The sequence below is a fragment of the Bradyrhizobium semiaridum genome (assembly GCF_020329505.1).
GTDB lineage: Bacteria > Pseudomonadota > Alphaproteobacteria > Rhizobiales > Xanthobacteraceae > Bradyrhizobium > Bradyrhizobium semiaridum.
Genome location: NZ_JAGKJJ010000005.1, coordinates 54856 through 80250 on the forward strand (window position 1 = coordinate 54856; position 25395 = coordinate 80250).

Annotated in this window: 24 protein-coding genes; 10 read left to right on the forward strand and 14 right to left on the reverse strand. The window is 63.2% G+C overall.

The annotated features are described in order from the left end of the window. Positions 1-184: 184 nt before the first annotated feature. Positions 185-676 carry an HAD family hydrolase gene (locus J6500_RS07820; RefSeq protein WP_376707768.1) on the forward strand — a complete coding sequence of 164 codons (492 nt, stop codon included), beginning with the start codon at positions 185-187 and terminating at the stop codon, positions 674-676. A gap of 114 nt (positions 677-790) precedes the next feature. Next, positions 791-2056: a glycosyltransferase family 4 protein gene (locus J6500_RS07825; RefSeq protein ID WP_225712109.1), complete on the forward strand. Its 1266-nt coding sequence runs from the start codon at positions 791-793 to the stop codon at positions 2054-2056. A gap of 129 nt (positions 2057-2185) precedes the next feature. Here J6500_RS07825 and J6500_RS07830 read toward each other — a convergent pair whose 3' ends face one another. The 4 genes from J6500_RS07830 to J6500_RS07845 form a co-directional block, all read right to left on the reverse strand. Then, complete coding sequence (locus tag J6500_RS07830) at positions 2186-3283, reverse strand: DegT/DnrJ/EryC1/StrS family aminotransferase (protein WP_225712110.1); 1098 nt, start codon at positions 3281-3283, stop codon at positions 2186-2188. Between the two features lie 10 nt (positions 3284-3293). Continuing rightward, positions 3294-3761, reverse strand: a complete 468-nt coding sequence (locus tag J6500_RS07835; protein WP_225712111.1) for an acyltransferase — start codon at positions 3759-3761, stop codon at positions 3294-3296. Continuing rightward, a complete protein-coding gene (locus J6500_RS07840; RefSeq protein ID WP_225712112.1) occupies positions 3758-4819 on the reverse strand; it encodes a Gfo/Idh/MocA family protein in 1062 nt (353 codons plus the stop codon). Before J6500_RS07840 ends, J6500_RS07835 begins: the two co-directional genes overlap by 4 nt. 217 nt (positions 4820-5036) lie before the next feature. Continuing rightward, entirely contained in the window at positions 5037-6464 is a 1428-nt protein-coding gene (locus J6500_RS07845) for a hypothetical protein (protein ID WP_225712113.1), read from the reverse strand. A gap of 437 nt (positions 6465-6901) precedes the next feature. Between J6500_RS07845 and J6500_RS07850 the strand changes: the two genes are divergently transcribed. Continuing rightward, positions 6902-8215: an aminotransferase class III-fold pyridoxal phosphate-dependent enzyme gene (locus J6500_RS07850; RefSeq protein WP_225712114.1), complete on the forward strand. Its 1314-nt coding sequence runs from the start codon at positions 6902-6904 to the stop codon at positions 8213-8215. On the opposite strand, the gene J6500_RS07855 is transcribed toward J6500_RS07850, so the two are convergent. The 8 genes from J6500_RS07855 to neuB are packed head-to-tail and all read right to left on the reverse strand — an operon-like array spanning position 8216 to position 15149. After that, positions 8216-8881: an LbetaH domain-containing protein gene (locus J6500_RS07855; RefSeq protein ID WP_225712115.1), complete on the reverse strand. Its 666-nt coding sequence runs from the start codon at positions 8879-8881 to the stop codon at positions 8216-8218. Positions 8882-8885: 4 nt separating this feature from the next. Further along, positions 8886-9662: an imidazole glycerol phosphate synthase cyclase subunit gene (locus tag J6500_RS07860; RefSeq protein ID WP_225712116.1), complete on the reverse strand. Its 777-nt coding sequence runs from the start codon at positions 9660-9662 to the stop codon at positions 8886-8888. 13 nt (positions 9663-9675) lie between these two features. After that, positions 9676-10314, reverse strand: coding sequence for an imidazole glycerol phosphate synthase subunit HisH (gene hisH / locus J6500_RS07865; protein ID WP_225712117.1), 639 nt, complete (start codon positions 10312-10314; stop codon positions 9676-9678). Between the two features lie 46 nt (positions 10315-10360). Beyond that, a complete protein-coding gene (locus J6500_RS07870) occupies positions 10361-11542 on the reverse strand; it encodes an N-acetyl sugar amidotransferase (protein ID WP_225712118.1) in 1182 nt (393 codons plus the stop codon). Between the two features lie 39 nt (positions 11543-11581). Further along, positions 11582-12394: an SDR family oxidoreductase gene (locus J6500_RS07875; RefSeq protein WP_225712119.1), complete on the reverse strand. Its 813-nt coding sequence runs from the start codon at positions 12392-12394 to the stop codon at positions 11582-11584. Continuing rightward, positions 12391-13431 carry a nucleotidyltransferase family protein gene (locus J6500_RS07880; RefSeq protein ID WP_225712120.1) on the reverse strand — a complete coding sequence of 347 codons (1041 nt, stop codon included), beginning with the start codon at positions 13429-13431 and terminating at the stop codon, positions 12391-12393. The genes J6500_RS07875 and J6500_RS07880 overlap by 4 nt, the downstream gene beginning before the upstream one ends. Positions 13432-13437: 6 nt before the next feature. Then, positions 13438-14070 carry a NeuD/PglB/VioB family sugar acetyltransferase gene (locus J6500_RS07885; RefSeq protein WP_225712121.1) on the reverse strand — a complete coding sequence of 211 codons (633 nt, stop codon included), beginning with the start codon at positions 14068-14070 and terminating at the stop codon, positions 13438-13440. Further along, a complete protein-coding gene (gene neuB / locus J6500_RS07890) occupies positions 14067-15149 on the reverse strand; it encodes an N-acetylneuraminate synthase (RefSeq protein ID WP_225712122.1) in 1083 nt (360 codons plus the stop codon). The genes J6500_RS07885 and neuB overlap by 4 nt, the downstream gene beginning before the upstream one ends. Positions 15150-15329: 180 nt before the next feature. Here neuB and J6500_RS07895 point away from each other — a divergent pair, with 180 nt between their 5' ends. From J6500_RS07895 to J6500_RS07925, 7 genes are all read left to right on the forward strand, one after another. Next, positions 15330-16070, forward strand: a complete 741-nt coding sequence (locus tag J6500_RS07895; RefSeq protein ID WP_225712123.1) for an acylneuraminate cytidylyltransferase family protein — start codon at positions 15330-15332, stop codon at positions 16068-16070. 2 nt (positions 16071-16072) lie between these two features. Next, positions 16073-17266: a UDP-N-acetylglucosamine 2-epimerase gene (gene neuC / locus J6500_RS07900; protein WP_225712124.1), complete on the forward strand. Its 1194-nt coding sequence runs from the start codon at positions 16073-16075 to the stop codon at positions 17264-17266. A 35-nt stretch (positions 17267-17301) separates the two neighbouring features. After that, positions 17302-18594 carry a lipopolysaccharide biosynthesis protein gene (locus J6500_RS07905; RefSeq protein ID WP_225712125.1) on the forward strand — a complete coding sequence of 431 codons (1293 nt, stop codon included), beginning with the start codon at positions 17302-17304 and terminating at the stop codon, positions 18592-18594. Between the two features lie 116 nt (positions 18595-18710). Next, positions 18711-19607, forward strand: coding sequence for a phytanoyl-CoA dioxygenase family protein (locus J6500_RS07910; protein WP_225712126.1), 897 nt, complete (start codon positions 18711-18713; stop codon positions 19605-19607). A 281-nt stretch (positions 19608-19888) separates the two neighbouring features. Further along, positions 19889-21436: an MBOAT family O-acyltransferase gene (locus J6500_RS07915; RefSeq protein WP_225712127.1), complete on the forward strand. Its 1548-nt coding sequence runs from the start codon at positions 19889-19891 to the stop codon at positions 21434-21436. Further along, positions 21411-22331, forward strand: a complete 921-nt coding sequence (locus tag J6500_RS07920; RefSeq protein ID WP_225712128.1) for an SGNH/GDSL hydrolase family protein — start codon at positions 21411-21413, stop codon at positions 22329-22331. The genes J6500_RS07915 and J6500_RS07920 overlap by 26 nt, the downstream gene beginning before the upstream one ends. 58 nt (positions 22332-22389) lie before the next feature. After that, a complete protein-coding gene (locus J6500_RS07925; protein ID WP_225712129.1) occupies positions 22390-22779 on the forward strand; it encodes a hypothetical protein in 390 nt (129 codons plus the stop codon). Here the strand turns inward: J6500_RS07925 and J6500_RS07930 are convergent. After that, complete coding sequence (locus J6500_RS07930; protein ID WP_225712130.1) at positions 22761-24074, reverse strand: hypothetical protein; 1314 nt, start codon at positions 24072-24074, stop codon at positions 22761-22763. The two genes, J6500_RS07925 and J6500_RS07930, sit on opposite strands and share 19 nt — an antisense overlap. Beyond that, positions 24067-25386, reverse strand: coding sequence for a hypothetical protein (locus J6500_RS07935; RefSeq protein WP_225712131.1), 1320 nt, complete (start codon positions 25384-25386; stop codon positions 24067-24069). The genes J6500_RS07930 and J6500_RS07935 overlap by 8 nt, the downstream gene beginning before the upstream one ends. Positions 25387-25395: the final 9 nt, after the last annotated feature.

The following is a 25395-nucleotide window of genomic DNA, read 5'->3' on the forward strand; positions in this document are numbered from 1 at the left end:
CTAGCCAGCCTTATATTCGCCTCTCGAGCCGACCCTGCAATCCCTCGTTGGCGCTGTGGACAGCGCTCGTATTGCGGCGCGACACATTGTGCGATTGAATGAAGATGGAAGTTGCCGCCACCCGAGTGAAATGCACCACGATCCGATGAGCAGCCCTACCGCTGGCCAAGCAAGAAGACCGGCCGTGTTCTTCGATCGCGACGGCGTCCTCAACCAGGATATCGGCTACCTGTTCGAGAGCGACAAATTGGTGTGGATCGACGGCGCGCGCGAGGCGGTGAAGGCCGTCAACGACGCCGGCTATTTTGCATTCGTCGTGACCAACCAGTCCGGCGTTGCACGAGGCCTTTACGAGGAGGCGCATGTCGAGGAGCTGCATCGCTGGATGGCGGCCGAACTCACCAGGATCGGCGCGCATATCGATGCGTTCGAATACTGCCCGTTCCACCCGGAAGGAAGCGTTGATCGGTATCGGCAGGTGAGCCATCGCCGCAAGCCCTCGCCCGGCATGATCAACGACCTCCTGGAGCGGTTTCCGGTCGATCTCGAGCGGAGCTTTCTGATCGGCGATCAGCCGACCGATCTGGAGGCCGCGCGTGCCGCCGGCCTCAAGGGCTACCTGTTCTCGGGACCCAATCTGGAGCTGTTCCTGAGGCCGCTGCTGCACATCGGCTGAGGGATCGCACTCCGACCAGCTGCCGCGCCGGCTTGGCAGTTCGACGGTCCAAGACGCTTGAGCCAAGACGCTTGAGCATGCTGCCGCGATCACCTACAGAGCGGTTTTGAGACAATGGCCAACCGAAAGCATTCCGCGCCGATGCCGACCGCATCCGAAAAGCCAGCCCGTCGGGAAACGTTCAAACGGATCGTTTTCGCCACCCAGTTCTACCCACCGGACTCCACCACGACGGCGACCTATCTGGGCAAGATCGCCAATGCTTTCGCAGCCGATGCCGAGGTCGTGGTGCTGTCTGCGACCGAGCAGTCGGCATCCGCGGCGAATGGGGCGCGCGCCAATCCGCTTGTGATCGAACTGAAGAGCTTTCAGGCGGGGAAGACGGCCGTCGTCTGGCGGGCGTTGGCGGTTCTCGCCCTTGCCGTCTCGATGTTCTTCGCGGTGCTGAGACGGACGCGGCGCGGCGACCTCGTGTTTTGCGTGACGACGCCGTTCACGCTGCCTTACGCCGTCGTGCTCGCCGCGAAATTACGCGGCGCAGCGACCGCACTGCTGATCTATGATCTCTATCCCGAGGCGCTGGTGGCGGGTGGCTTCATCAGCCCGGCATCGCCGCTCAACAAGGTTCTGCGCTTGCTGAACGGCATCATGTTCAGGACGCTGGACGGCATCATCGTCATAGGCCGCGACGTCGCCCCGCTGCTGCTGAAATATCGCGGCGTCCGCGCCGACCGGATTCACTTCATTCCCAACTGGACATTCCAGTCGGTTGGCTATCGCGAACTGTCGTCATCAAATCGCTTCAGGCCGCGTGACGCTGCACATCTGGTGATCGGCCTGTCGGGTAACCTCGGCTTTACGCACGATCCCCGCACGGTGTTCGAAGCGGCGAGGATTCTTCGCAACGAGACGAACATTCACTTCCTCTTGTCGGGCTGGGGCGTGGGCTGGAAACAGCTCGGCGAGCTTCAATCGGCGGACAGACTGCCGAACGTGACGCTGCTCGATCCCGTGCCGGCCGAGCAACTGGTCGAATTCCTGTCTGCGGCCGATCTCTGGACCATTCCCTATCGGCGCAACATGGCCGGCGTATCGATTCCCAGCCGTCTCTACAATCTGCTAGCGATTGGACGCGCCGTCATGGTCGGCGCAGAGGACCATTCCGAAGCCGCGATCGAAGTTCGCGACGAGAAAATCGGCTGGGTGGTCCCACCCGAGGACCCTGCGCGGCTTGCGGAAGCGATCCGCGCGGCCGCAGCCGATCTGAACGAGGTTGCGCGGATGGGCCGGTCAGCGGCGGTGGCCGCCGAGAAGTTCACCGAAGAGGCGGCGCTGGCGCGCTACCGCGACGTCGTCGCGCAGATCAAGGCCAGTCGCTAACCTAAAGCGCGATGAGATTGGATTGAATCCTCATCGCGCTTTAGCGCCTTGTTTGAGCATGATCTCCGCGCAAACGCGTCCGGCGTTTGTCGCGAGGGAAACCCGCTTCACACTTTTCCGGATCATGCTCTAGAACGTCCGCACCAGCTCGATCACCTCGTCCTGCTGCTCGCGGGTGATCTCGGCGAACATCGGCAGCGAGAGGATCTGTCGCTGATCGCGGTGCGCGTTCGGGAATTGTTCCGGATGGTGGCCGAGCCGGGCGTAGGCCGCGAGGAACGGCAACGCGGTCGGATAGTTAATCGCGGTCTGCACGCCGTTGGCGGAAAGATATGCCGCCAGTGCGTCGCGGCGCGGATGTCTGATCGTGTAGAGGTGATAGACGTGGCTGCGCTGCGGGCCGACCGCGGGCACCACGACGTCCTCGATCTGGTTCAAGCCGGCGTCGTAGACCTCGGCCGCTTGCTGCCGCGCCTTGGTCCAGCCCGCAAGATGCGGCAGTTTTGCCGACAGGATCGCGGCCTGCATGCCGTCGAGCCGGCTGTTGATGCCTTCGATGCGATGCTGGTGCTTCACCAGCCCGCCGTGCCGCGCCAGCATGGTCATGTGCTCGGCAAGCGCCGCATCGTTGGTGACGACAGCGCCGGCATCGCCCATCGCGCCGAGATTCTTGCCCGGATAGAACGAATAGGTCGCGGCCTCGCCGAATGTTCCGACCATCCGGCCCTTGTAGCGCGCAAGGTGCGCCTGGGCGCAATCCTCGATCACCCAGAGCTTGTGCTTGTTCGCAATCGCCATGATCGCGTCCATGTCGGCGGGTTGCCCGTACAGATGCACCGGAATGATGCCGACCGTGCGCGGCGTGATCGCGGCCTCGATCGCCGCCGGATCGATCGTGAAGGTGGCACCGTCAGTGTCGCAGAACACGACATTGGCGCCGGCATGGGTGATCATCGCCGCGGTCGAGATCCAGGAATGCGCCGTGGTGATCACCTCGTCGCCGGGCTTGACCTTTAGCGCCCGCATCGCGAGGTAGAGCGCATCGGTGCCGTTGGCGCAGGAGACGCAATGGGCGGTCCCGGATGCCGCCGCGAACTCTCGCTCGAAATTGTCGACATAGTGGCCGCGGATGAAGGCGTTGTCGCGGATGACGCCGGCGATCGCGGCGTCGATCTCGCCCTTGATGTTCTGATACTGCAGCTGCAGGTCGGCGAACGGCACCGGCATTGAACGTCCCCTATTGGCTCGCCAGCAGCCGGCGCGCCGGATTGCCGGCATAGGTGCCGGGCGTGGTGATGTCCTTGGTCACGACCGAGCCCGCGCCGATCACGACGTCGTCGGTGATCCGAACCGGCATAATGGTCGCGTTGGAGCCGATCGAAACGCGGTTGCCGATCACGGTCTCGCGCCACAGCTCCTTGCGGCCGCGTGCCGGTCCGCCGCTGGAGAACGTATCGTTGACGAACATCACGCCGTGGCCGACGAAACAGTCCTCGCCGATGGTGACCAGCTCGCAGACGAAGGCATGCGACTGCACGCGGGTGCGAGCGCCGATCACGACGCCCTTCTGGATCTCGGTGAAGGGGCCGACGAAACAGTCGTCGCCGATGCTACATCCGTAGAGGTTGCACGGCTCGACGACCTTGACGCGCGCGCCGAACGCGACGTCGCGAACACCGGCTTGATGCACCTCCGGCCGGTTCACGACACGACGCCCAGCCGGCTCAGCCGCGGCGTGAAGCGCAGCGCGACCTCGGCGCCGGTCTCGATCGATTCATAAAGCGCCGAGATCAGCTCCAGGCTCTTGCGGCCCTCGAGCCCGTCGACCAGCGCCGCGCGCTGGTTCACCAGGCAATCGACCACGTGGTGGTAGTACGCCTGGTGGCCGAAGCCATAGACATTGGGAGGATTGACCGAGAACTTCTCGATGACGTCCTTGTCCGACGGCAATTCGTCGATGAAGCGCCAGTGCCGGATCTGGTTGACGGCGAAGCCGGAGATTTCGACCGTGCCCCGTTCACCGAGGATCGAGAGCGAGCCCTCGAGATCGGTCGGGCGCGCCGCGGTCGTCGCCTCGATGATGCCGAGCGCGCCGTTGCGGAACTTGAGCGTCGCGACGGCGGTGTCCTCGGTCTCGATCCTGGCGAGCGCGGTGGTCGCACGCGCATGGACGCTGACGACGTCGCCGAAGAACCATTCCAGCATGTCGACATGGTGGCTCGCCTGATTGGTCAGCACGCCCCCATCATAGGCCCAGGTACCGCGCCAGTCGTCCTGGTCGTAATAGGCCTGATCGCGGCACCAGCGTACGCGCACCGTGCCGAGGATCAGCTTGCCGAAGCGGCCGGCATCGAGCGCCTCGCGCGCCTTGACCACCGGCACGTTGAAGCGGTTCTGCTTGACGATGAACATCTTCACCCCGGCCTCGTCGCAGGCCCGGACCATGTCGTCGGCGTCCTGCAGCCGCAGCGCCATCGGCTTCTCGACCACGACGTGCTTGCCGGCTTTGGCGCAGGCGATCACATGCGCCGGATGCAGGCCGCTCGGGGTCAGCACCGCGACTGCGTCGAGGTCCTTGCGCGCCAGAAACTCGTCCATGTCGTAGTGGGCCGGAACGCCGAATTTGCCTGCGATCGCATCGGCACGCGCCGGGACCGGATCGCAAACTGCAATCAGCTTGGCTCCTTCGATGTGATTGCCGCCCAGCAGGTCGGAATGACGCTTGGCGATACGCCCGCAACCGAGCAGGCCAAATCTGATCATGCAAAGGCCCTGTGTTGTCTCATTCCTGCCGGGGGAACAAGCGGCCTCCCGGGCCGCGCGAATACCGTCCATTACTCGGAAAACTCGGAGCAGCGCAAGGTATATGCACCGATGGACCAGCCAGCGGTTTCCCGGCCGCAGGGCACGATCGGCGAGCCTGACCACCGAAGGGCCAGTTGCGTCGGCACCGGACCGATCTGCGCTCGGCGGCGTCGGCTCAGCCCCTGACGCACGCTTCGCCGCGCTTCGTGCGGCGATAGACCTCGATCGCCAACGGCGGCACCATCTGGTCGAACGACCGAGTCTCGATCTTTTCAAAACATTGCGCCAGTCCCCGCTGCACGAGTGGCGCGTCCGGAGCCCAGATCAGCCAAGCCGGAAACCTGTCCGGTCGCCGCTGCACAACGAGAAACTCGTATTCGTTGCGCATCCAGCCTTCGGCTGTCGAGTCCGTCCAGCCCGACAGATCTTCGAGTTCGGCCGTCGTGACCGTCCGTTGCTCTGCCGTCAGATTGTCGTTCAGCTTCCGGTAGAACGAGGTCAGTGTCAGGGCGACGGGAGGAACGCGCATGCCCGCATCAGACAGCGCCAGCGGAATCCTCGGGTCCATGCTGACCAGTCCGACCAGCGAATCCGCCGGGGCAAAACCCTTGAGGGCGTCGCCAGCCTGGCGCACTTCGGCCGAAAGGGAGGTTTCCTGATTGCGGATCGAAGGCAGCCTGTTGCTCCCCGACAAGCTCCACGATTGCAGCGACGCCAGCACAAGCGAGACCACGATCACTCCGATCGAGACCGCTCGTCCGATCTGCTTCCGCCGGACTACCTCGGACAAACCGTTCAGCGCGAGCGCGCCGGCGAGCGCCGCCAGATAGTTGAAATAGTTCGCGTAGGCCTGGATGCAGATCGGACAGTAGGATTGCGCGCCAAAGTGATGGAACAGCAGCAGGAAGGCATAGGCTGCAACAAGGACCGCGATCCATCCCCGGTTCGGCATCGCGGGAATGGCCAATGCAACGGACGCGAAGATGGCCGCAGCGATCGGCAGGCCATGGTGCGCCACGATCCAGCTCACGCCGATATCCCAGCCAAACATGTACCCGAGCAGATCGGCCAGCGAACTGTGAACCGGAATCCCTGTTGTCACCAGTTGATGGCTCAGGCTCAGCGCGTGCGGGAACGGCATGATCCCGACGCGCGACAGCCAGTCCGTCACGAAGGGAAACCACAGCGAGATATAGACGAAGCGGCTGCCCCAGATCGCGGCTAGGATCGACCACGTCAGGACAAAGATCGCCGCGGTGATCGCATAGACCCGCCAACGGTCGCGGCCGGCCCTGATACAGACGATCGCGAGACTCAGCGCAATGAACGAAACCATGTTGATTCTGACGAAGTAAAGCATCGTCAGCACGACGCCGAACGCGACGATGACGGCGTAGTCCGCGTTCCGCCGCATCGTCAGCATCAAATGCAACGCGATCAGCTGCAGACAGACTGCGAGCGCATATGGAGTAGCGCTGCTGAAGTAGAAGATGCTGTCTTCCGTCAACGCGAAGACGATGATCGCGAGGATGATCGGCCAGACGCCGCAGTTCAACCGGCGCAACAGGCTTGCCAGCAGGCCGATGTTGACCGCCGTGATCACCACGGTCAGCGAGCGCGACGCTACGACGTCGTGACCGAAGAGCCACTGCCAGGGCCCTATCACATAATAGATCAGGGGCTGATACCAGGTCGCATCCGCGGCGGAATAGGGACGGACCGTGCCGGTGATGTACCACCACGACTTCAGGATGTAGGCGACCTCATCGCCCCACGTTCCCTCTCGGAACACCGCGATCGCCGAAACGGCGAGCCACAGCAGGACGACGCCGGCAAGCGCAATCATGCCTGCCGCCCGAAAGCGCTTCTCGCCGTCCGTGGTCATCATCGATTTGGCTCGCCCCTGCCCCCGCCCTGCCGCGATGTCTTTTGCAGGTCCTGAGCGGCGATTTCAAGCTGAAGCGACAAGCGGATAGCCTTGCCCGGGGCCGGGCCATGGGGTATTCAGCCAAAGGCTTTTCGGGGGAAGGATTTGATTTGATGTCGGGAACAGGACAGGCACTTTACCGGCGCGCCCGCAAGGTGATCCCCGGCGGAACGCAGTTGCTCTCGAAGCGGCCGGAAATGTTCCTTCCCGAGCAGTGGCCGAGCTATTTCAAATCGGCGAAGGGCGCCGAGGTCACCGATCTCGACGGTGGGACCTATCTCGACATGAGCTATTGCGGGATCGGCGCCACCATCCTGGGCTTTGCCGATCCGGATGTCGATGCGGCGGTGAAGTCCGCGATCGACAAGGGCTCGATGTCGACGCTCAATTGCGCCGAAGACATCGAACTTGCCGAGCTTCTGGTCGAGCTGCACCCCTGGGCGGATATGGTCCGCTTCGGCCGCGCCGGTGGCGAGGCGATGGCGATCGCCGTCCGGATCGCGCGCGCCGCGACCGGCCGCGACATGGTGGCGTTCTGCGGCTATCACGGCTGGCACGACTGGTATCTCAGCGCCAATCTCGGCGCCACCACCGCGCTCGACGGACACCTGCTGCCCGGTCTCGACACCAAGGGCGTGCCGCGCGGCCTCGCCGGGCTGATGCAGCCGTTCCACTTCAACAAGCTCGACGAGATCGAGGCGATCGTCGCCGAACACGGCGAGCGGCTCGCCGCGATCGTGATGGAGCCGGTGCGTTCGAGCGAGCCGGAGCCGGCCTTTATCCAGGGCATCCGGGCGCTGGCCGACCGCTGCGGCGCTGCGCTGATCTTCGACGAGGTCACCTCGGGCTTCCGCATCAATTCCGGCGGCGCCCATCTCGCCTATGGCGTCGACCCCGATATCGCTGTTTTCGCCAAGGCGATCGCCAACGGCTTTCCGATGGCCGCGATCGTCGGCCGCGCCTCCGTGATGGACGCCGCGCAGGAGACCTTCGTCAGCTCGACCGCCTGGACCGAGCGCGTCGGCCCGGTCGCCGCCCTCGCCACGCTGCGCAAGCATCGCGAGCAGAACGTCGCCAGGCACTTAATGCGGATCGGCACCCGCGTGCAGAAGGGCTGGGCGGAAGCGGCGCAGGCCACCGGCCTGCCGGTGCATATCTCCGGCATCTCGCCACTCGGCCATTTCGCGTTCGAACTGCCCGAGGCGCAGGAGACCCGCACGCTGTTCACCCAGATGATGCTCGACCGCGGCATCTTCGCCACCGGCTCATTCTACGCGATGTGGGCGCACACCGACGCCCATGTCGACCGCTACCTTGAGGCGGTGAACGAGGTGTTCCGCGAGCTGCGGGCCGCGGTTGACCAGAACGCGATCAAGCAGTTGCTGCGCGGCCCGGTCGCGCATTCCGGCTTCAAGCGGCTGACCTGATCAACTGGTGACCCCGAAGATGTCGCGCACCACGTTGCGCGACGTCGCTGAGCGGCGCGCGTTCGGGTAGATGCCGTGCAGCACGCTGTCGGCGGCGAGCGGGCCGCCGTCGATGACGATTGCGCCCGTCGAGACGAAGCTGTTGTCGCCGACCGCGGTCTTGCCGATGATCCGGCTGCCGCCGTACATCACGATGCCGCGGCCGAACGACGGATAGTCGTTCTCGAGGTTCGCGCCCACCGTGCAGTTGTGATAGCAGATGAAATAATCCGAATAGCTGGCGCGGCCGAGCACGGTGCCGACCGGGTGCTGGACTGCGAACACGTCGGGCAGTTCGACCTCGTAGAAGGCGTCGAGCGCGTGCAGTGCCTTGTTCAGCGCGTAGGCCTTGTCGGCGATCGGATGCCCCGGCTTTTCGCGAAACGCGGTGTTGGCGAGGTAGTACAGGAAGATCGCATACTGGTCGCAGTGCCAGTGCGAGAACCTCGCCTCGCCGTTCGCGGTGAATCCCTTGAGCCGAACCCGGGAAAAGCAATGTTCGATGCGGTCGAGCGCCTTGTCGACGAAGGCCGGCAGGTCGCCGAGGTCGGCGCCGTCGGGGAAAAACGTCTCGAACTGCCGCTGCACATAAAGGGCGAGTTCATGGCGGCCAAGCGAGAGCTGCACGGTGCTAGTTCCTGCTGGAAGAGCTGGAGCGCACGTCGAGGCCGCGCGAGGCGAGATGGCTGCGCAGCTTGATCGGGCTGTGATCGGTGAACAGGAACATCGACGAGATCGCCACCGCCGAGGCGCCGGCCTCCAGCGCGTCGATCGCGTGCTGCAGCGAACCGCAGCCGCCGGAGACGATCAACGGCACGCTCAGCGCGCGCGAGGCCGCGTGGATCATGTCGAGGTCGTAGCCCGACATGGTGCCGTCGCGGTCGATCGAACCGAGCAGCACCTCGCCGCAATGCAGGTCCTCGCAGCGCTTCGCCCATTCGACCGGATCGAGCGCGACGTGCTCGCGGCCGCCGTCGATGAAGACGGTGGCGTGGTGCGGCGTGATCCGCTTGTAGTCGATCGACACCGTCATGCACTGGTCGCCGAAGGTGCGCGCCGCCTCGCGCAGGAACTCCGGCCGGCGTACCGCTTCCGAGTTGACCGAAACCTTGTCGGCGCCGGCACGCAGCAGCATGTTGACGTCCTCGAGCGTCTTGACGCCGCCGCCGACCGTGAACGGCATGAAGATCTCTTCCGACATCCGCTCGATGATCTCGACGACACGGCTGCGCGAGGCCGCGCTCGGCACGATGTCGAGCACGATCAACTCGTCGACGCCGTAGTCGTTGTAGACCTTCGCCGTGGTCACCGGATTGCCGGCGGCGCGCTCGTTCTCGAAGAAGCGGACGTATTTCACCAGCCTGCCGTCGCGCAGCAGGAATTTCGGGATCAGTCTCTTCTTCAGCATCGCGGGGTTGTCTTCAGGGATTCCAGCGGAGAAAATTGCTAACCAGCTCGATCCCGCTGTCCTGGCTCTTCTCGGGATGGAACTGGGTTGCTGCGATATTGTCCCGCGCGATGATCGCGGTGACCGGCTGGCCGTACTGGGCGTAGGCGACCACGTCGCTCTCCGCATTGCAGCGCATGGCGAAGGAGTGCACGAAATAGAATGCGAGGTTGCTCTCGCGGATTCCGGCGAGGATGGGATGGCTGCGCTCCTTTGCCACCATGTTCCAGCCCATATGCGGAATCTTCAGCGCGGGATCGTTCGGCAGCAGGCGCAGCACGTCGGCATCGAACCAGCCGAGCCCGCGATGCGCGACGCCGTCATCGGCGTGCTCCTCGGAGGTCTTGGCCAGCAACTGCATGCCGAGGCAGACCGCGAGGAAGGGCTTGCCCTTCTCGCGGACGTGCCGCTCCAGCATCGCATCGATGCCGCGGGCGCGGATGTTGGTCATGGCGTCGCCGAACGCGCCGACGCCGGGCAGAATCACGTGCGAGGCGTCGGCGATCGCGTCCTCGTCATGGGTGACGACGGGGTCGAAGCCGCAATATTCGACGGCGTTGCGCACCGAGCGAACATTGTTGATGCCGTAATCGACGATCGCAACGTGTGACATTGCCCCGCTCCCGCCGCGCCCATGGCGCGGTCCCGTCAAACCCCGACTATCCCTTGCCGCCGCCGATCTCGACGCCCGGATGGTTCGGCCACGGCACCGACGTGCGATCCCACTTGTCCATGTCGGGCATCCGCCGGCCCGGCTCGACCTGGTTCGGTGAGAACTGCCATGGGCTGACCTCATGCTTGATCGCGATGCCGAGGAACTGCTCCTCGGTGAGCTGCAGATAATCGAGGAACAGATCGAGGCTCGGCGGCCGCTTGCCGTCGAATTCCCGCACCAGCGCCTCGCCCTGCTCGCGGGTCATGCGCTTGTTACGGATGTCGATGTTGGCGAGGTGGTTGGTCCGGCCCATGCCACGCTTGATGTATTTCAGGTAGTCGCGCACGCCCTGGAAGAAGCACTCGACCTTTTCGTAGTCGTACTCCGGCGGAATGCCCTCGACCTCCTGGCCCTTCCAGCCGAGCTCGCGCTTGATGATCTCGACGTGCTTCTTGGTGTCCCACTTGATGTAGCTGCCGAGGCAAATCGAGCGGCACTTGATTCGCATCAGGTCCTTGCGCGGCGGATAAACGAAAGGATAGAGGTCGCGCTTGGCTACGCGGCCGCCGAGGAATTCGTACATGTCGTCGGCGGTGATGCCGAGATTCATGGCGCGATTGAAGCGCTTCTCGTCGACCTCTTCCATCTCGTCATAGGAATAGAACGACTGGTATTCGGCGAGGCTCTCGCCCCAGAACAGCAGCGGCGTCTCGTAGCGGATCGCGATCTGCATGGTGTGGGCATAGATGCCAGTGTGGCAGTGCCAGCAGAAGTCGCCGCGGCGCTTCAGCGATTCCAGCATCAGTTCGCGGACCACATGCCAGTTCGGCGTAAAGTTGAGGACGTCGACGCCGAGCTGCTTGAACACCGAGGTGTTGTTCTCCTCGATCAGCGGACGGTAGAACCAGTGGTCGAAGCGAACCACCAGCGGCTTCAGGCCGAGCTTCTTGACGACGTACCAGAGCTGGAAAACGCTGTCCTTGCCGCCGGAATACGGCACGATGCAGTCGTACAGGCCCTTGTCACGATATTGCGCGACCAGTTCCTGCATCTGCTTGTAGCGGTCGTCCCAGTCGATCTGGGTGTCACGGACCTCGATCTGGCGGCACACGCTGCACGAACCGGCCTCGTCGAACGACGTCGCCTCCGCCGTTTCAGGCAATAAGCACTTGCTACAGCTCAACATTTCTGAGATTCCCGCAATTGCATGGATTTTGTTGACGGCTTACCACGCCGTCCAGCCGCCGTCGACCGCAATGCACTGGCCGGTGACATAGGCCGACAGATCGCTCGCCAGATAGGCCACGGCGCCCTTCATGTCGTCCTCGGTCGCCATCCGGCCGAGCGGGGTGCGGGCCACGTAGCGGCTCAGGAACGGCTCGGGCGTGGCCCGGAACACGCCGCCGGGCGCCACGGCATTGACCCGGACCCGCGGCGCCAGGGTGGTGGCGAGCCAGCGGGTCATCTGCAGCAGGCCGCCCTTGCTGGCCGCATAGGCGGCCGGATTGCCGAGGCTGGTTCCCTCATAGAGCCGCCAATCCGGGCCGGCGAGCCCGTAGATCGAGGAAATATTGATCACGCTGCCATGCCCAGAGGCCGCCAGATCCTCGGCCGCGGCCTGGACCAGGACGAATGGCGCGGTCAGGTTGACCTCCAGCGCCCGCCGCCAGGTGGTATCGGACTGCTGCGCGAACGGCACCGCCCAGCCTTCGAGCCCGCTGGTGCCGACGAAGGCGGCACAATTGACGATGACGTCGATGCGGCCGAATTTCTCGCGCACCCGCCGCGGCAGGTCCCGCACCGCGGCGGCCTGCTCGAAGTCGCAGGCGAAGCCCTCGGCGCTGACCGACCAGCGCTCGGTGAGTTTCGCGGCGGCGTCAGTGCCCGCGGACGCTGCGATGTCGACCAGCGCGATGTTGGCACCGAGTTCGGCAAGGCCGTCGGCAATCGCGCGGCCGATATGGCCCGCACCGCCGGTAACCAGCGCGACGCGCCCGCCGAGCGACATCATTTCGCGCAAGGAGCGCTCGGTGCTCATCCAAAGATCCTCTGGAATTCGTCGGAGGCGCGCTGCAGGTCGTCAAGACGTCCGACATCGATCCAGTATTCGCGGAGCGGAAACACCACCGATTGCTTGCCGCCGGCGATGGTGCGCTCGATCAGCGTCGGCATGTCGACCGCCTCGTTCGCTTCGAGATGATCCAGCACGCCGGGATCGAGCAGATAGACGCCGGCATTGACGAAGAATTTCTGGGTCGGCTTCTCGCGAATGCCGACCAGGCGGTGATCGTCGAAATCGATCACGCCGAACGGCACGGTCACGGAATGCTCGCGGACGCAGACGGTGGAGAACGCCTGGTGCTGGTGATGATATTTCAGCAATTGCTCGAAATTCACCGTCGTCAGCAGGTCGCCGTTCATGACGAAGAACGCCTGCTTCGGGCGCTCGGGCAGCAGCGACAATGCGCCCGCGGTGCCGAGCCGCTCGTTCTCCTGCAGATAACTGATCTCGACGCCCCAGGCCGAGCCGTCGCCGAAATACTCGCGGATCATCTCCGCCTTGTAGTTGACCGAGATGAAGAACTTGCCGAAGCCGGCCTTGATGAAGCCGCCCAGCACAGTTTCCAGGATCGGCTTGTCGCCGACGCGGATCAGCGGCTTGGGAAGGTCGTCGGTCAGCGGCTTCAGCCGCGAGCCGAGGCCGCCCGCCATCAGCACCACCCAGTGATCGGATTGCTGCGCCAGCGCGAGGTCGTCGATCAGCTTGATCTCGACCACCCGGCCTTCGGGGTCGACGATCGGCAACTGATGGATCGAACGCTTGCGCATCATGTTGAGTGCCGCGGCATTGGAAATGCCGACCGGCGCGGTGATCGGATTCCGGTTCATCACGAGATCGACGGACGCATCGAGGCCGACGCCGCCGAGCAGCGCGCGCCGCACGTCTCCGTCGGTGACGGTACCGACGATCTTGCCGTCGCGCTCCACCACGGCGAGTTGCAAATGTCCTTGATCGATCCGCCGCAGCGTCTCGATCAAGGGAGTATCTTCACTGACAACAAATATCTCGTTCATAATAACCTAGTCCCGGCCGCCGCCGGCGAATCCGCCGGGCTCGACGTTCCTTGCAACCACAGCGCCGGCGGCAACGATCGCTCCCGCTCCGACGCTGACCCCAACCAAAACCACTGCCCCCGCGCCGATATGCGCGCCCTCGCCGACCGAGACGCCGCCGCAGAGGATGGCACCCGGAGCAACATGCGTGTGATCGCCGACCACGCAATCATGTTCCACCACCGCGCGGGTGTTCACCAGCACGTTGCGGCCGACCCGCGCCGCCGGCTGGATCACGCCGCCGGCCATCACCTGCGCGCCGTCGCCGAGCACGGCGTCCGAGGCGATCACCGCGGAGGCGTGCGCGACCACGGGAAACCTGTAGCCCAGCGCGGCGAAACGGCCAAACAGCGCGCGGCGGCCCGCCAGGCCCGAGTCTGAACGCGAGGCGCGGTTGCCGAGACCGTTGGCGAGCTCGACCGACGTGGCGTCCATCCTCAGGATGTCCTCGTCCGGTCCGGTGATCGGAATGCCGCCGACGGATTCGCCGATGCGCGCCGCGTCACGGTCGGTCACGGCCGCGGGCCGTATGCCACGGCTCAGCAACGCGTCGATGACGACCTTGGCATGGCCGCCGGCGCAGAGCACGATCACGCTCATGGCTCCAGCGCCTCGTTGGCGGCGTAATCGCGCGGCGCGGTCTTGCCGAGATAGCTCCAGTATTCGATCGGCGGAATGCCGTCGCCGGGCCGCTTGACGCCGAGATTGTCCTCGGTGAAGCGCTCGCCGCTCCTGATCGGACGGATGGCGACGAGGCTCCGGCGCGCCACGCTGCGATTCGGCACCTCTTCGGGCGCCGGAACCTTGCGGCCATCGCCGAGCGCCAGCTCGATATCGCGGATCGAGGCGATCATCGCAGCCATCTCGTCCGGTTCGATCGAGGCGCGGTGATCGGGGCCCGGCAGGTTGCGGTCGAGCGTCATGTGCTTCTCGATCACGGTCGCGCCGAGCGCCACCGCGGCGGCGGCCATATGTATGCCGCGGCTGTGGTCGGAGAAGCCGACCGCGAGGCCGAACGCATCGCGCAGCGTCGCCATCGCGCGCAGATTGATCGATTGCGGATCGGCTGGGTATTCGGTCGTGCAGTGCAGCAGCGTGACCTTGGCGCGCAGCTCGCTCCAGGCCGCTCGATCCAGCAGGACGCGCGCAAGATCGGCGGGCGTCGGATTCGGGCCGGCATCGCCGAGATAGCCGAAGGCGATGACGCCGAGCGCCTGCTCCACCTCGGCAAGTGTCGCCATGCCGGTCGACAGGATGATCGGCAGCCGAAAGCGCGCCAGGTGCAGCAGCAGCGGCGCGTTGGTAAGATCGCCGGAACCGACCTTCAGCGTCGAGACGCCGATGCGACGGACCAGATGCGTCGCGCTGTCGGCGTCGAACGGCGTCGACATATAGGTGATGCCTGCGGCGGTGCAGGCCGCGGCAATGCGTTCCTCGTCATCGCCGCTGAGCTCCAGCGCGCGCAGCATCTCGAGCTGCGACTGCTGGTTTCCGGTCGTGGCCTGCTGATAGCTTGCCTTCGCCGCCGCGTTGGTCGCCAGCTTGTCGGCGCGGAACGACTGAAACTTGACGACGTCCGCCCCCGCGCGCGCAGCCGCATCCACGAGCGCCAGCGCGCGCGCCGGGTCTCCGTTGTGGTTTACGCCAGCCTCGGCAATGATCAGGGTTCGGCGCTGCATCAGGGTTTCGTCGGGGACTGCGGTGGGTAACCGAAATCACCCTCCAATCAAGCGGTTGTCTTAGTCGAGTACACTGGTAAAAGCAACGCAAGCGGGCGGCTTGTGTGATGTTCCACAGCCGCCTGACCGAGATGGAATTTGCGCCTGTTTTCCGGCGCAATGCAGGGGGCTGTCGAGCAAATGGCTGATACGGCGCAGATCTTGTTTCTTCTGGTGGGCCGCGGCGGATCGAAGGGATTGCCGGGCAAGAACCTGCGCGAGATCGGCGGCCTCAGCCTGACCGGCTACAAGGCCAGGGCGGCGCGGCAGTCGCGCTACTGCAGCCGCCTGATCGTCTCCAGCGACAGCCCGGAGATCAGGGCCGAGGCGGTCCGCCACGGCGCCGAGATGCTGTTCGAGCGGCCGGCCGAGCTTGCGACCGACACGGCCTCGTCCAACGACGTGGTGCTGCACGCGATGGACTGGATCGAGGCCAATGAAGGCCGGCGCTACGACGCGATCATGCTGCTGGAGCCGTCGTCGCCATTCGCGCGGCCGGAACATTTCGACGCAGCGGTCGAGCTGTTCATGGCGCGCAAGGCGAGCCTCGTGGTCGGCATGCGCGAGACCGAGGTCGCCTCGGTCTTCGTCGGCACGCTCGGCGAGGACGGCTCGATCGGCGGCATCGTCGACAAGATGCTGAAGACGCCGGCGCAGCGGCGGCAGGACCAGGCGCCGGAAGTGACGATGAACGGAGCGCTCTACCTGGTCGGTTGGGACGCCATGCGCAAGCATCGCAAGATCTACGCCGACCCGGCGGCGAGCTACGGCATCATGATGGACCGCCTGCACTCGATCGAGATCGAGAGCGCCGCCGATCTCGCTTACGCATCCTATGTCATCGAGCACGGCATGCTCGACGCGTCGCCGTGGCGGACGTAACCATGACCGCCGCTCCTCGCCGTATCGCGGTCGTCACCGGATCGCGGGCCGACTACGGATTGCTGCGGGGCATCCTGACGCGGCTCAAGGCCGCAGATCACGTAGCACTCAGCGTGATCGCCTGCGGCATGCATCTGGTGCCGCGATTTGGCGAGACCTGGCGGACCATCGAGGCTGACGGCTTTCCGCTGGCCGCGAAGGTCAACCTGAAGCTCGACGACGACCGCGCCGAGACGGTCGCCCGCGGCACCGGCATCGGCGTCTCGGGCTTTGCCGACGTGCTTGCGCAGCTCAAGCCCGACATCCTCGTCGTGCTGGGCGACCGCTACGAGATCCTGGCGGCCGCGGTCGCGGCAACGCTGCTGAACATACCGATCGCGCATATCCATGGCGGCGAGGTCACCGCCGGCGCCTTCGATGACGCCATTCGTCATGCCATTACCAAGATGGCCTGCCTGCATTTCGTCGCCGCCGAACCGTACCGGCGCCGCGTCATCCAGATGGGCGAGAACCCCGACTTCGTCTTCAATGTCGGCGCGCCCGGCCTTGATCTCGCGACGACCGCGCCCGCCCTCACCTGCGCCGAGCTGTTCGCGCAGCTCGGCATCAGCGGCCCGGAGCGCTTCCTACTGATCACGCTGCACCCGACCACGGCGCAGCCGCAAGCGGATGCGGCCAACACCGCCGCGCTGCTCACCGCGCTGGCACAGGTGAAGGATCGCAGCTTCATCTTCACCGGCGTCAATGCCGATCCCGGCTACCGCGCGATCGACGATGCGATCCGCGCGTTTGTGGCGGCGCGGCCGGACCGGGCGCATCTGTTCACCTCGCTCGGCAGCGACCGCTACTGGGCCGCGCTGCGGCTCACCGATGCCGTGATCGGCAACTCCTCGAGCGGCATCCTGGAGGCGCCGGCCGTCGGCACCCCCTCGATCAACATCGGCGATCGCCAGCAGGGCCGGCTCCGCGCCGCCTCGATCATCGATTGCCCGGCGGATTCGGCCACAATTCTCGCCGCCCTCGACGACATCCTCGCCGGCCGCTTCCGGGTGGATCCGGCGGCGCCGGCTCCGCCTTATGGCCGCGGCGGTGCGTCGGAGCGGATTGCTGGAACTCTTCAAGAAATCGACCTGCGCGGGGCTTTCCCGAAGCATTTCCGGGATCTGGACGAGCCGTCGCGGACCACGGACGGCTAACGCCCGGGCGCGGCAACGAAGAGGACAGCGTCAACATGCCCGGTTCGCTCGGCCAGATGGCTCGCAGGATACTTGCCAGCGGGACCCTCGCTATTTTTGCGGCGCGAGGCGCAACGCTCGCCAGCCGTCTTCTGTTGACCGTCCTGCTAGCGCGAACGCTGAGCACGGACGACATCGGCTATTTCGGCTTGATGACCGGCGCGCTGCCGTTTGGCATCGTGCTGATTGGCCTCGAATTCCACAACTTCCTGGTCAGGGAACAGGTGGTCGCCTCGCCGCAGCAGCGGGTGGAACACATTCGCAATCAGGGCGCACTTTACTGCTGCACATATCTCGTGATATTGGCCGGCGTTGCCGTCGTCCTGATCGTCCGCCCAGATCTCATCGGTATCGTCGGCTGGTTTGTCGCGCTGCTCGCGGTCGAGCATCTCACCATCGAAGCGTCGCGAAATCTCATCGCCTTCAAGCAACCGCTTGCCGCCAATCTGGTACTCCTGGTCCGTGGCGGCCTGTGGGTTTACGTGCTGGGCATTGTGATGATGGCGGTGCCGGCGGCGCGGACCATCGAGACGGTGTTCGTCGCGTGGCTGATCGGCGGGTCGTGCGGCATCCTGCTCGCCATCGTCCTGTTTCGCAGATTGCCGTGGAGGGAAGTTCTCTGGCACGGCGTCGACTGGCGCTGGATCGCGCAGGGTCTCAGAACGTCGGTCCCGTTCATGGTGATCGTGGCGAGCGTGCTGACGAGCGCGTATTGCGATCGGTTCTTCATCGACGGCTACCTGCAGCGGCGCGACGTCGGCATCTACACGTTCTTTTCGATGCTCGCGATCGGGGTGCAGTCACTGATCACCAGCGTCTCGCAACAATATTTGCCGGTGATCATCGCGGCGAGGCACGAGAGCGCCTTCGCGCATACACGCTCGCTGGTCCGCTTCGCCAAGACTCTGGTTCTGTATTCCATGGCCGCCAACGCCGCTGCCATTGCTGCGATCTACCCGGTGCTCTGGCTGATCGGCAAGCCGGACTACTCCGACAATCTGCATATATTCCTGTTGCTGCTCGCTGCCTCTGCGTTCAGGGGATTTGCCGACATTCCGGCGCACGCGCTCTACTCGGCCGGCGCGGACCGCGAACTCTTGATGAGCAACGTTGCATCCGCCGTGACCGCCATCTGCCTCAGCGCCACGCTGACGCCCGCGATGGGCCTCCCGGGAGCGGCGCTTGGTTCGGTTTGTGCGGCAATCGCATTGCTAGCCGCTGAAGGCGGCTTTGCCGTCAGGCGCCTTCGCAGGCGGCATGAAAGCGCCGCAAGACCTCTCCGATCTTAATGGAATTCCAGCCAGCAATGCCGACCGGGCACGTTATTTGGGGGCGCCGTTGTTTGCCTATGACCTGTCTTTGTGGTACCCGGCATTGCTTGCCAGCCAAGGGACCGGACGACAAAATGGGCATCATTTCGGGTCTTCAAAATCGCGTCAAAACCCTGACGGATCCCCGCTATCGTCACTTCTATGCTCAGCGGCGCGTCACCGGCATGCAGGAACGCAATGCTGCGGCCGATCGCCTTGCGGCGACTCTGCCCCGACCGCTCCAGAGCGAGGACGCGAGCGAGGTCACACAGAAGCTGGACCAACACGGCTATGTCATGCTGCCTCCGCTGACCGCGAATCAAGTCGGGGACATGAGAGCGTACTTCACCGGTCGGATGGCCTATGACAGCTGGCTGCCCGACAACCCGATGTTCAGTGCACCGGACAACGCTCCGCCCGGCACCCATGTCGCAAATTTCCGGCATGAAGACGTCATAGGTGCACCGCACGCGCTTGCTATCGCCAACAATCCGATCATCCTGTCGGCAGTGGGACACATCCTCGGCGCAAAGCCAACCATCAGCTGCATGTCGGCGTGGTGGTCGATCGCACACGGCGAGAAGGCCAAGGAGGCCGAGCTTTTCCATCGCGATGTCGACGACTATCGCTTCGTGAAGCTATTCGTCTACCTGACAGACGTCGACGAAACCTCCGGACCGCATTCGTTCGTGGAGGGCACACATAAAATCAACAAGCTGACGGAGGTCCGCCGCTTCTCCGAGGACGAGATCGCTCGCGAGTTCGCCGGCAAGAATCTCTCCTTTACCGGTGCCGCCGGCACGATGTTCCTCGAGAACACCTACGGCATCCATCGCGGTGTGCCGCCGAAATCAAGGAATCGCTTGCTGTTCCAGGTGCTGTACTCGCTCGCCGCCTATATCGGCGGTCCCAAGAAGCCTGTCGCTCCCTACGTCACGAGCCAAGACGGCGTCAGCATCGACCGCTACGTCAACCGGATCTACTTGTCGTAACCACGGCACAATGCGCCCGCCGAGTGCGCAAGAATGCTGATGGCGCATCGGCGATGCGTTTGTTCAAGCCGCCCCCGCAGCGCTGAACGTATGGATGGAGCTCATATCCAAGGGCGGACAGATGACGCCCGGTTTGCAATACCGGCAGCCATGGTCTAGCCTGATTCTAACATAGTCAAGGTTGACCGTTGTTGCGCGGACGGACGCAGCGCTTCCGGACCGTTCGCACACAGACAGCGTCTCCGAAATCAGTCCAATTTCCTGCACTAACGACCGTCCGGATGCTATTCAACTCCCTTGAATTTCTGCTGCTGTTCCTGCCCGTCACCACGCTGGGCTTCTGGCTTTGCCGGCGCTATGGCGACGTTCGCTGGATCATTCTGTGGTTGCTGGCGTGCTCACTCGTGTTCTACGGCGCATGGGAGCCGATCTACATCCTGCTCATCCTCGTCTCGATCGCATTCAACTATGCGGCCGCGATGCTGCTGATGCGCAGGCGCTCGAAATGGATACTGGGCCTTGCGATTGCGGCCAACGTCGCTTTGCTCGGCTACTACAAGTATACGAACTTCCTCCTCCTGACCTTCAGCACCCTGACCGGCAGCGCGCTGCATCCCGTCGCGATCCTGCTGCCGCTGGGCATTTCGTTCGTCACCTTCATCCAGATCGCCTTCCTCGTCGACGTCTACAACCGTCGCACCGACGACCTCGGACTCCCGAAATACGCGCTGTTCGTTTGCTACTTTCCTCACCTGATTGCCGGCCCAATCATCCACCACAAGGAGGTAATGTCTCAGTTCACCAACGAGCGCATCCGATCGATCTCGCAGGCGGATGTCGTCATCGGACTGTCAATGATCGCCATCGGGCTGTTCAAAAAGGTCATCATGGCGGACACGCTCGCGGAACATGCCAACCTCGCTTTTCGACTCGCGAACGAGGCGCAACCCATCAGCTTTTTCGATGCTTGGGGCGGCGCGCTGGCCTTCACGTTTCAAATCTACTTCGACTTTTCCGGCTACAGCGATATTGCAATCGGATTGTCGCGCCTGTTCGGCATCAAGCTGCCAATCAACTTCAACTCTCCCTACAAGGCGGGGAGCATCATTGAGTTCTGGCGTCGCTGGCACATCACGCTTTCGCGTTTCCTGCGCGACTATCTTTACATACCATTGGGCGGCAACCGCGGCGGCAAAGTCCGAAGATATGCCAATCTACTGATTGTGATGCTGATCGGCGGTCTGTGGCACGGCGCCAGCTGGCTGTTCGTCATTTGGGGAGCCTTGCACGGCATCTATCTTATCGTGAACCACGGCTTTCGCCATATCATGCAGGCGCCAGCTGTCGTCCGAGCCGGCCTGGACAAGATGCTGGCGCCCCTGTCCTCGCTGCTCGTATTTCCGGCCGTTGTTTTTGCCTGGGTATTTTTCAGGGCGAACACCTGGGACGGCGCAATGGTCATGCTTCGGGCCATGCGAGGGTTGAACGGCATCGTCGTTCCTGAACGCTTTCAGTTCTTCGGACCCTTTCGCGAATTCGCCATGCGCCACATAGTCACCGGCAATCTCATCACTTACCAGAGCCTTCACAACATAGCTTGGCTGGTCGCTGCAGCGCTGTTCGTGTTCCTGTTGCCGAATACGCAGGAACTGCTCGCAAAGTTCAAACCGGCTCTCGACAAAGTCGAGGTGCCGGACAATGTGTTCAATCGGGTTCTGACGTGGCGCCCAACAACCGGAACAGCCATCTTAACAGCCGCCGTCACGTTGTTGGCGCTCTTCAAAATCTATGCGGGTGCTCCAGGTGAGTTCATCTACTTCCAATTTTAAGCACTGGATCGCCGTATACTTTGTGCTCGTCCTGGGAGGGGTGATCCCCTTTGTGGGTGCGTCTGAATGGCTGCTCCGAACGAGGGTTCTTGCACAGGACCCGTTTCAAGCCCTCATTGACAAGATGCAGTCCAACATTCGAAACGTCGCTCTGGGCGACTCCCATGCAGCTGCTGTCAGCGAATTTGACGCACCTGACTTTCTGAACCTTGGGATGGGCGGGACAAAGATTGGGCAGATGTCGGATCGTGCCCACTACTATTTCACGAGGGTCAAGCCAGGCGAAGTGATCGTTGAAGCAGACCCCCATCTGTTTGCGGACTATCGCCTGGATGCGCCAGGCTCTCGCATCCCGGAGTCCTATTCGGCCCGGCTTGTCGCGTTCGACGAGCGGCACCGACGATTTATGACCGCCTATTGGGAGCGGTATTTCTCCGGAGGACTGAAGCCGAAGTTTGAGGTGCAGCACCAAATCATTGCCCCCCGGACGGTGCAGGCGATAGCAGCGCTGGGGCCGCTTCCCGACATGGTGACGGACTTCAGCGGCTACATGGACTACTCCGTCCGCCTACACACGCCTGTCAGCGATTTCCGCGAGCGGGCTGAAGCACGGATCTACGTCGAGCTGATCGATTTCCTGATCGCTCGCGGTGCAACCGTGTGCTTGATGAATTACCCAGTCGATCGATACTATCGGGAGCGCGCCGATAGGATCGCGGCGTTTGCCAACGTGAAGGCCTTCTATGAGGAGATAGCGAAACAGCGAGGTATTCGCTACGTCTCGTTCTGGTCTCGATTTGAAGACCAAGACATGTTCCAAAACGCCGACCATGTGAATGAAAAAGGTTCGCGGATTCTCGCACCGGAGGCTCGGAAAGCTTGTTTTTCGGATTAACCGGTGCTGGTCTGATCCTGGCGTCCGCAAGGCACAGCGGGACGAACGGTTCGCGCAGATGAAATACGCGATGAAAATCTGGGCCTTTGGGACCCTCGTTTTCCTGTCGGTTTACTTCCCGATGGCGGTTTACGTGAGGGATCACGCCAAAGTGCCGGACCCAGCCGTGATGCAAGGTCCGTTTAAACAGTTCATGAAGACGCATTTGTACGTCTGGTATGACAGGGAACGCGATGTGCAAGGGGCAGATAGCGCGGAGGACCCGAAGCGATCGAAGCTGAGGCTATTCGAGGACCAAACGGAGCTTGGCCCGGCTCACAGCTCGGCCAACGATATCATCGCGCACGGCAGGGGCCGCTTCGTCCATTGGTCCGACACGATTCAATTTTCCACGAGCGACAACAGCGACCCAAATACGAACGGCCGGGTTTACCGGATTGAACGCTGAGCACGCCTCGTGCGCCAACAGAGCCACGCGGCGACGACTGCGAATGAGCAGAAGATCAGAAACGAATTTGCCATACCGAATGGGGCATTCAGCGGGCTGACCAGGATTGTCATGTAGACGAACACGAGCATGAGCTGGGCTGCGACCGAACCACCGCGAAGCACCGCCCGGTAAGCGGCACCGGATAGAACGCCCCAGACAATAATCGCGAATAGTCCGAAATAGTACCCGCAATCCAGCAGCCAGGCCCCCCAGGCGTTGGGAAACCAGCCGAATATGCCGGTTGAGGCAAGTTCCGCCCGCATGGTTTCCGGCAGCTTCAGCCCCGGCGCAAACACGTCAAACAGCGGAGACAGGACGCCGATCTGGTAAAGGCCGAAATAGGTCGAGAGCGACGAAGAATGCTCGACGATCCGCTGTACCGTCGTCGGGCTGTGCGTGAGATACATTGCCGTGCTGACGAAATCCATCACGGTGCCGGCAGCGATTTTTCCGGATCGCACGGCGTGATCGAGCCACGGGCTGATCGCCAGATCCCATTTCTTGTCCGCAACGCGCACGAAGCCGTCGAAATCGACGACCCGGTTCATGTCGCGGCGGAGCGTCCAGACCAGATTCGTGTAGGCGAAGAACGCGAGCGTTACAAACGCCGTCTTCGGCCAAAGGTACCAGCCGCTTGGCAGCAGCGTTTGGTGGGTGAGCTTCCTGACCATCGCACAGCCGATCGCAAGCAGGATAATGAGCAGGATCGGCATGCGGCCACCATACAGCACGGCGTAGACCGCCATCGCCAGAATGGATGCCTGCGCGAGCCAACCCGCAAGGCGTCCCACCTTCTCGCCCTTGAGCAGGAACAAACACACCGAAACACACGAAAAGGAGATCGTCAGGTAGCCGATATATACCAGTGGAGATCGCCTGATCGGCACCCCCTCGACGACCTCGACGAAACGCCGGTCACGCAGCGCCGTAATACCGATCGACCAATCCTGCCCGCTGAAGAACACCTTGTCGATCACAATGAACGCGGCGCCGGTGAGGCCCATGATCGCGCAGATGATGATGAGCGCGTCGAGGTAGCCGAAATCATCTTCGGCCGGTTGCGCCGGGCCTTGCGTCGACAGCCTGCTCAACGCAGCCCCGAGGCAGAAGGCGACGACGCCTGCCAGCATCAACCCCCAGGCGGCAAAGCCCGGCGTGTGGACATACCTGATCGGGACCGTCGCGTAGACGGTCACGAATGCAATCCACACGACGCACATCAGGATTTCAGGTCGAAAAGTGGTCTTAGCCAATGGAGCGTCTCCAGAGCCAGCCCGCGGGAGCGAGCGAAAACTCGGGAAGAAGGCGGCGAGAGATCGCACCAAGCGCCAGCCAGCACAGCGGATTCGTTGGATTAAACCCAAGCATAACGTCGAGCGCTATGCTGATCGAAAACATCGCGAGCGCGCGATCCGCGCCCTCTACCTGATCAATGCGGACAAAGATCATCAGCAGCATACCGCAGTAAAGCGCCGTGAAAACCGCCGCAAGCGGAATGCCGCTGGTCAGCGCGATATGCACCGGCGCAACATCCGCTTGGTCGCGGTCATACTGCAGGAGCTTATGCTCGGTCGGCGAGATATACTTCATAGTGAACTGGCTTCCCAATCCGCGGCCGAAAACGGCTTCGGCCGGGCCTTGCCTCGCCATCTCCCAAACAGCCTCGAACTCGATATTGCGTGCTGAAGTAAAGCGTACGATGGGATCGACCTTCGGCTTCTGCGGCGAGCTTTCCTTCCGCATAGAATTTGCCGATGTCGGCGCCTGGCTCCCCTCGGGCGCTCGCGCAGTTCCAGGCACTTCAGTCCCTTCCGTATCGCCATAGAGCGTCGACTCGACATTGAACCGCGCAACGACGGAAGAGGCCGTAGGTGCGCCGAGCAGCATACTTACCTGCAAGACGATGAACGCGAGAACAAATCCGATTGCCGGTGCAGCCATGGCGACCACGACGGTGCGCAGCTGCCAAGATGGCTTCCGTTCCAATCGCAGCGCCAGGGCAATCGCCAGCAGGAGCGCTAGCGCGAGATAGACCGCGCGTTTGTTTCCGATGATAATCAGCAGCGACCCAAGCGCCACCATGATCCACCGCCCCGCCGACGCACCATAGCTCACCGCAAGCAGCGCAAGGTTCGGCTGGTAGCTGTAACTGCCCGATTGCAGGCCCGGAGTAAGTGCGAAGGTTACCGCGGCGATCGCGTAGCCCGTCAATATGGCGATCGAGAGGAACTTGACCGCAGGCTCTCGAATCGGCCGGGTGCCGATCTCGCGGCCGACAAGATAGAAGGCAAGCAGGAAGCTGTACTGAAACGCATGCCGCAGATATGCGAACCGATCAGCGCCGCCGAACAGCCCCGATACGGCACCGACCACGATGATCGCAAGGATACAGGCGGCGAACGGGTCGAGGCAGGCGGCGAGCTTGCGCCGCAGCGCGATCAAATAGCAGCAGGCCGCGAACAGCAGCACGCAGCGCAAGAACGTCAGCATCCGCACCGAGTCGATCGGCAGGCGATAGTCCAGCGTATAGGCAACGCAGAAGATCAGGACGTAGCCGATCAACAAGATCAGGAG

Coding starts and splice junctions, on each gene's coding strand:
- J6500_RS07825 (WP_225712109.1), top strand. CDS start 791: ATGGCCAACCGAAAGCATTCCGCGCCGATGCCGACCGCATCCGAAAAG.
- J6500_RS07830 (WP_225712110.1), bottom strand. CDS start 3,283: ATGCCGGTGCCGTTCGCCGACCTGCAGCTGCAGTATCAGAACATCAAG.
- J6500_RS07840 (WP_225712112.1), bottom strand. CDS start 4,819: ATGATCAGATTTGGCCTGCTCGGTTGCGGGCGTATCGCCAAGCGTCAT.
- J6500_RS07850 (WP_225712114.1), top strand. CDS start 6,902: ATGTCGGGAACAGGACAGGCACTTTACCGGCGCGCCCGCAAGGTGATC.
- J6500_RS07860 (WP_225712116.1), bottom strand. CDS start 9,662: ATGCTGAAGAAGAGACTGATCCCGAAATTCCTGCTGCGCGACGGCAGG.
- hisH (WP_225712117.1), bottom strand. CDS start 10,314: ATGTCACACGTTGCGATCGTCGATTACGGCATCAACAATGTTCGCTCG.
- J6500_RS07870 (WP_225712118.1), bottom strand. CDS start 11,542: ATGTTGAGCTGTAGCAAGTGCTTATTGCCTGAAACGGCGGAGGCGACG.
- J6500_RS07875 (WP_225712119.1), bottom strand. CDS start 12,394: ATGAGCACCGAGCGCTCCTTGCGCGAAATGATGTCGCTCGGCGGGCGC.
- J6500_RS07880 (WP_225712120.1), bottom strand. CDS start 13,431: ATGAACGAGATATTTGTTGTCAGTGAAGATACTCCCTTGATCGAGACG.
- J6500_RS07885 (WP_225712121.1), bottom strand. CDS start 14,070: ATGAGCGTGATCGTGCTCTGCGCCGGCGGCCATGCCAAGGTCGTCATC.
- neuB (WP_225712122.1), bottom strand. CDS start 15,149: ATGCAGCGCCGAACCCTGATCATTGCCGAGGCTGGCGTAAACCACAAC.
- J6500_RS07895 (WP_225712123.1), top strand. CDS start 15,330: ATGGCTGATACGGCGCAGATCTTGTTTCTTCTGGTGGGCCGCGGCGGA.
- neuC (WP_225712124.1), top strand. CDS start 16,073: ATGACCGCCGCTCCTCGCCGTATCGCGGTCGTCACCGGATCGCGGGCC.
- J6500_RS07905 (WP_225712125.1), top strand. CDS start 17,302: ATGCCCGGTTCGCTCGGCCAGATGGCTCGCAGGATACTTGCCAGCGGG.
- J6500_RS07910 (WP_225712126.1), top strand. CDS start 18,711: ATGGGCATCATTTCGGGTCTTCAAAATCGCGTCAAAACCCTGACGGAT.
- J6500_RS07915 (WP_225712127.1), top strand. CDS start 19,889: ATGCTATTCAACTCCCTTGAATTTCTGCTGCTGTTCCTGCCCGTCACC.
- J6500_RS07925 (WP_225712129.1), top strand. CDS start 22,390: ATGAAATACGCGATGAAAATCTGGGCCTTTGGGACCCTCGTTTTCCTG.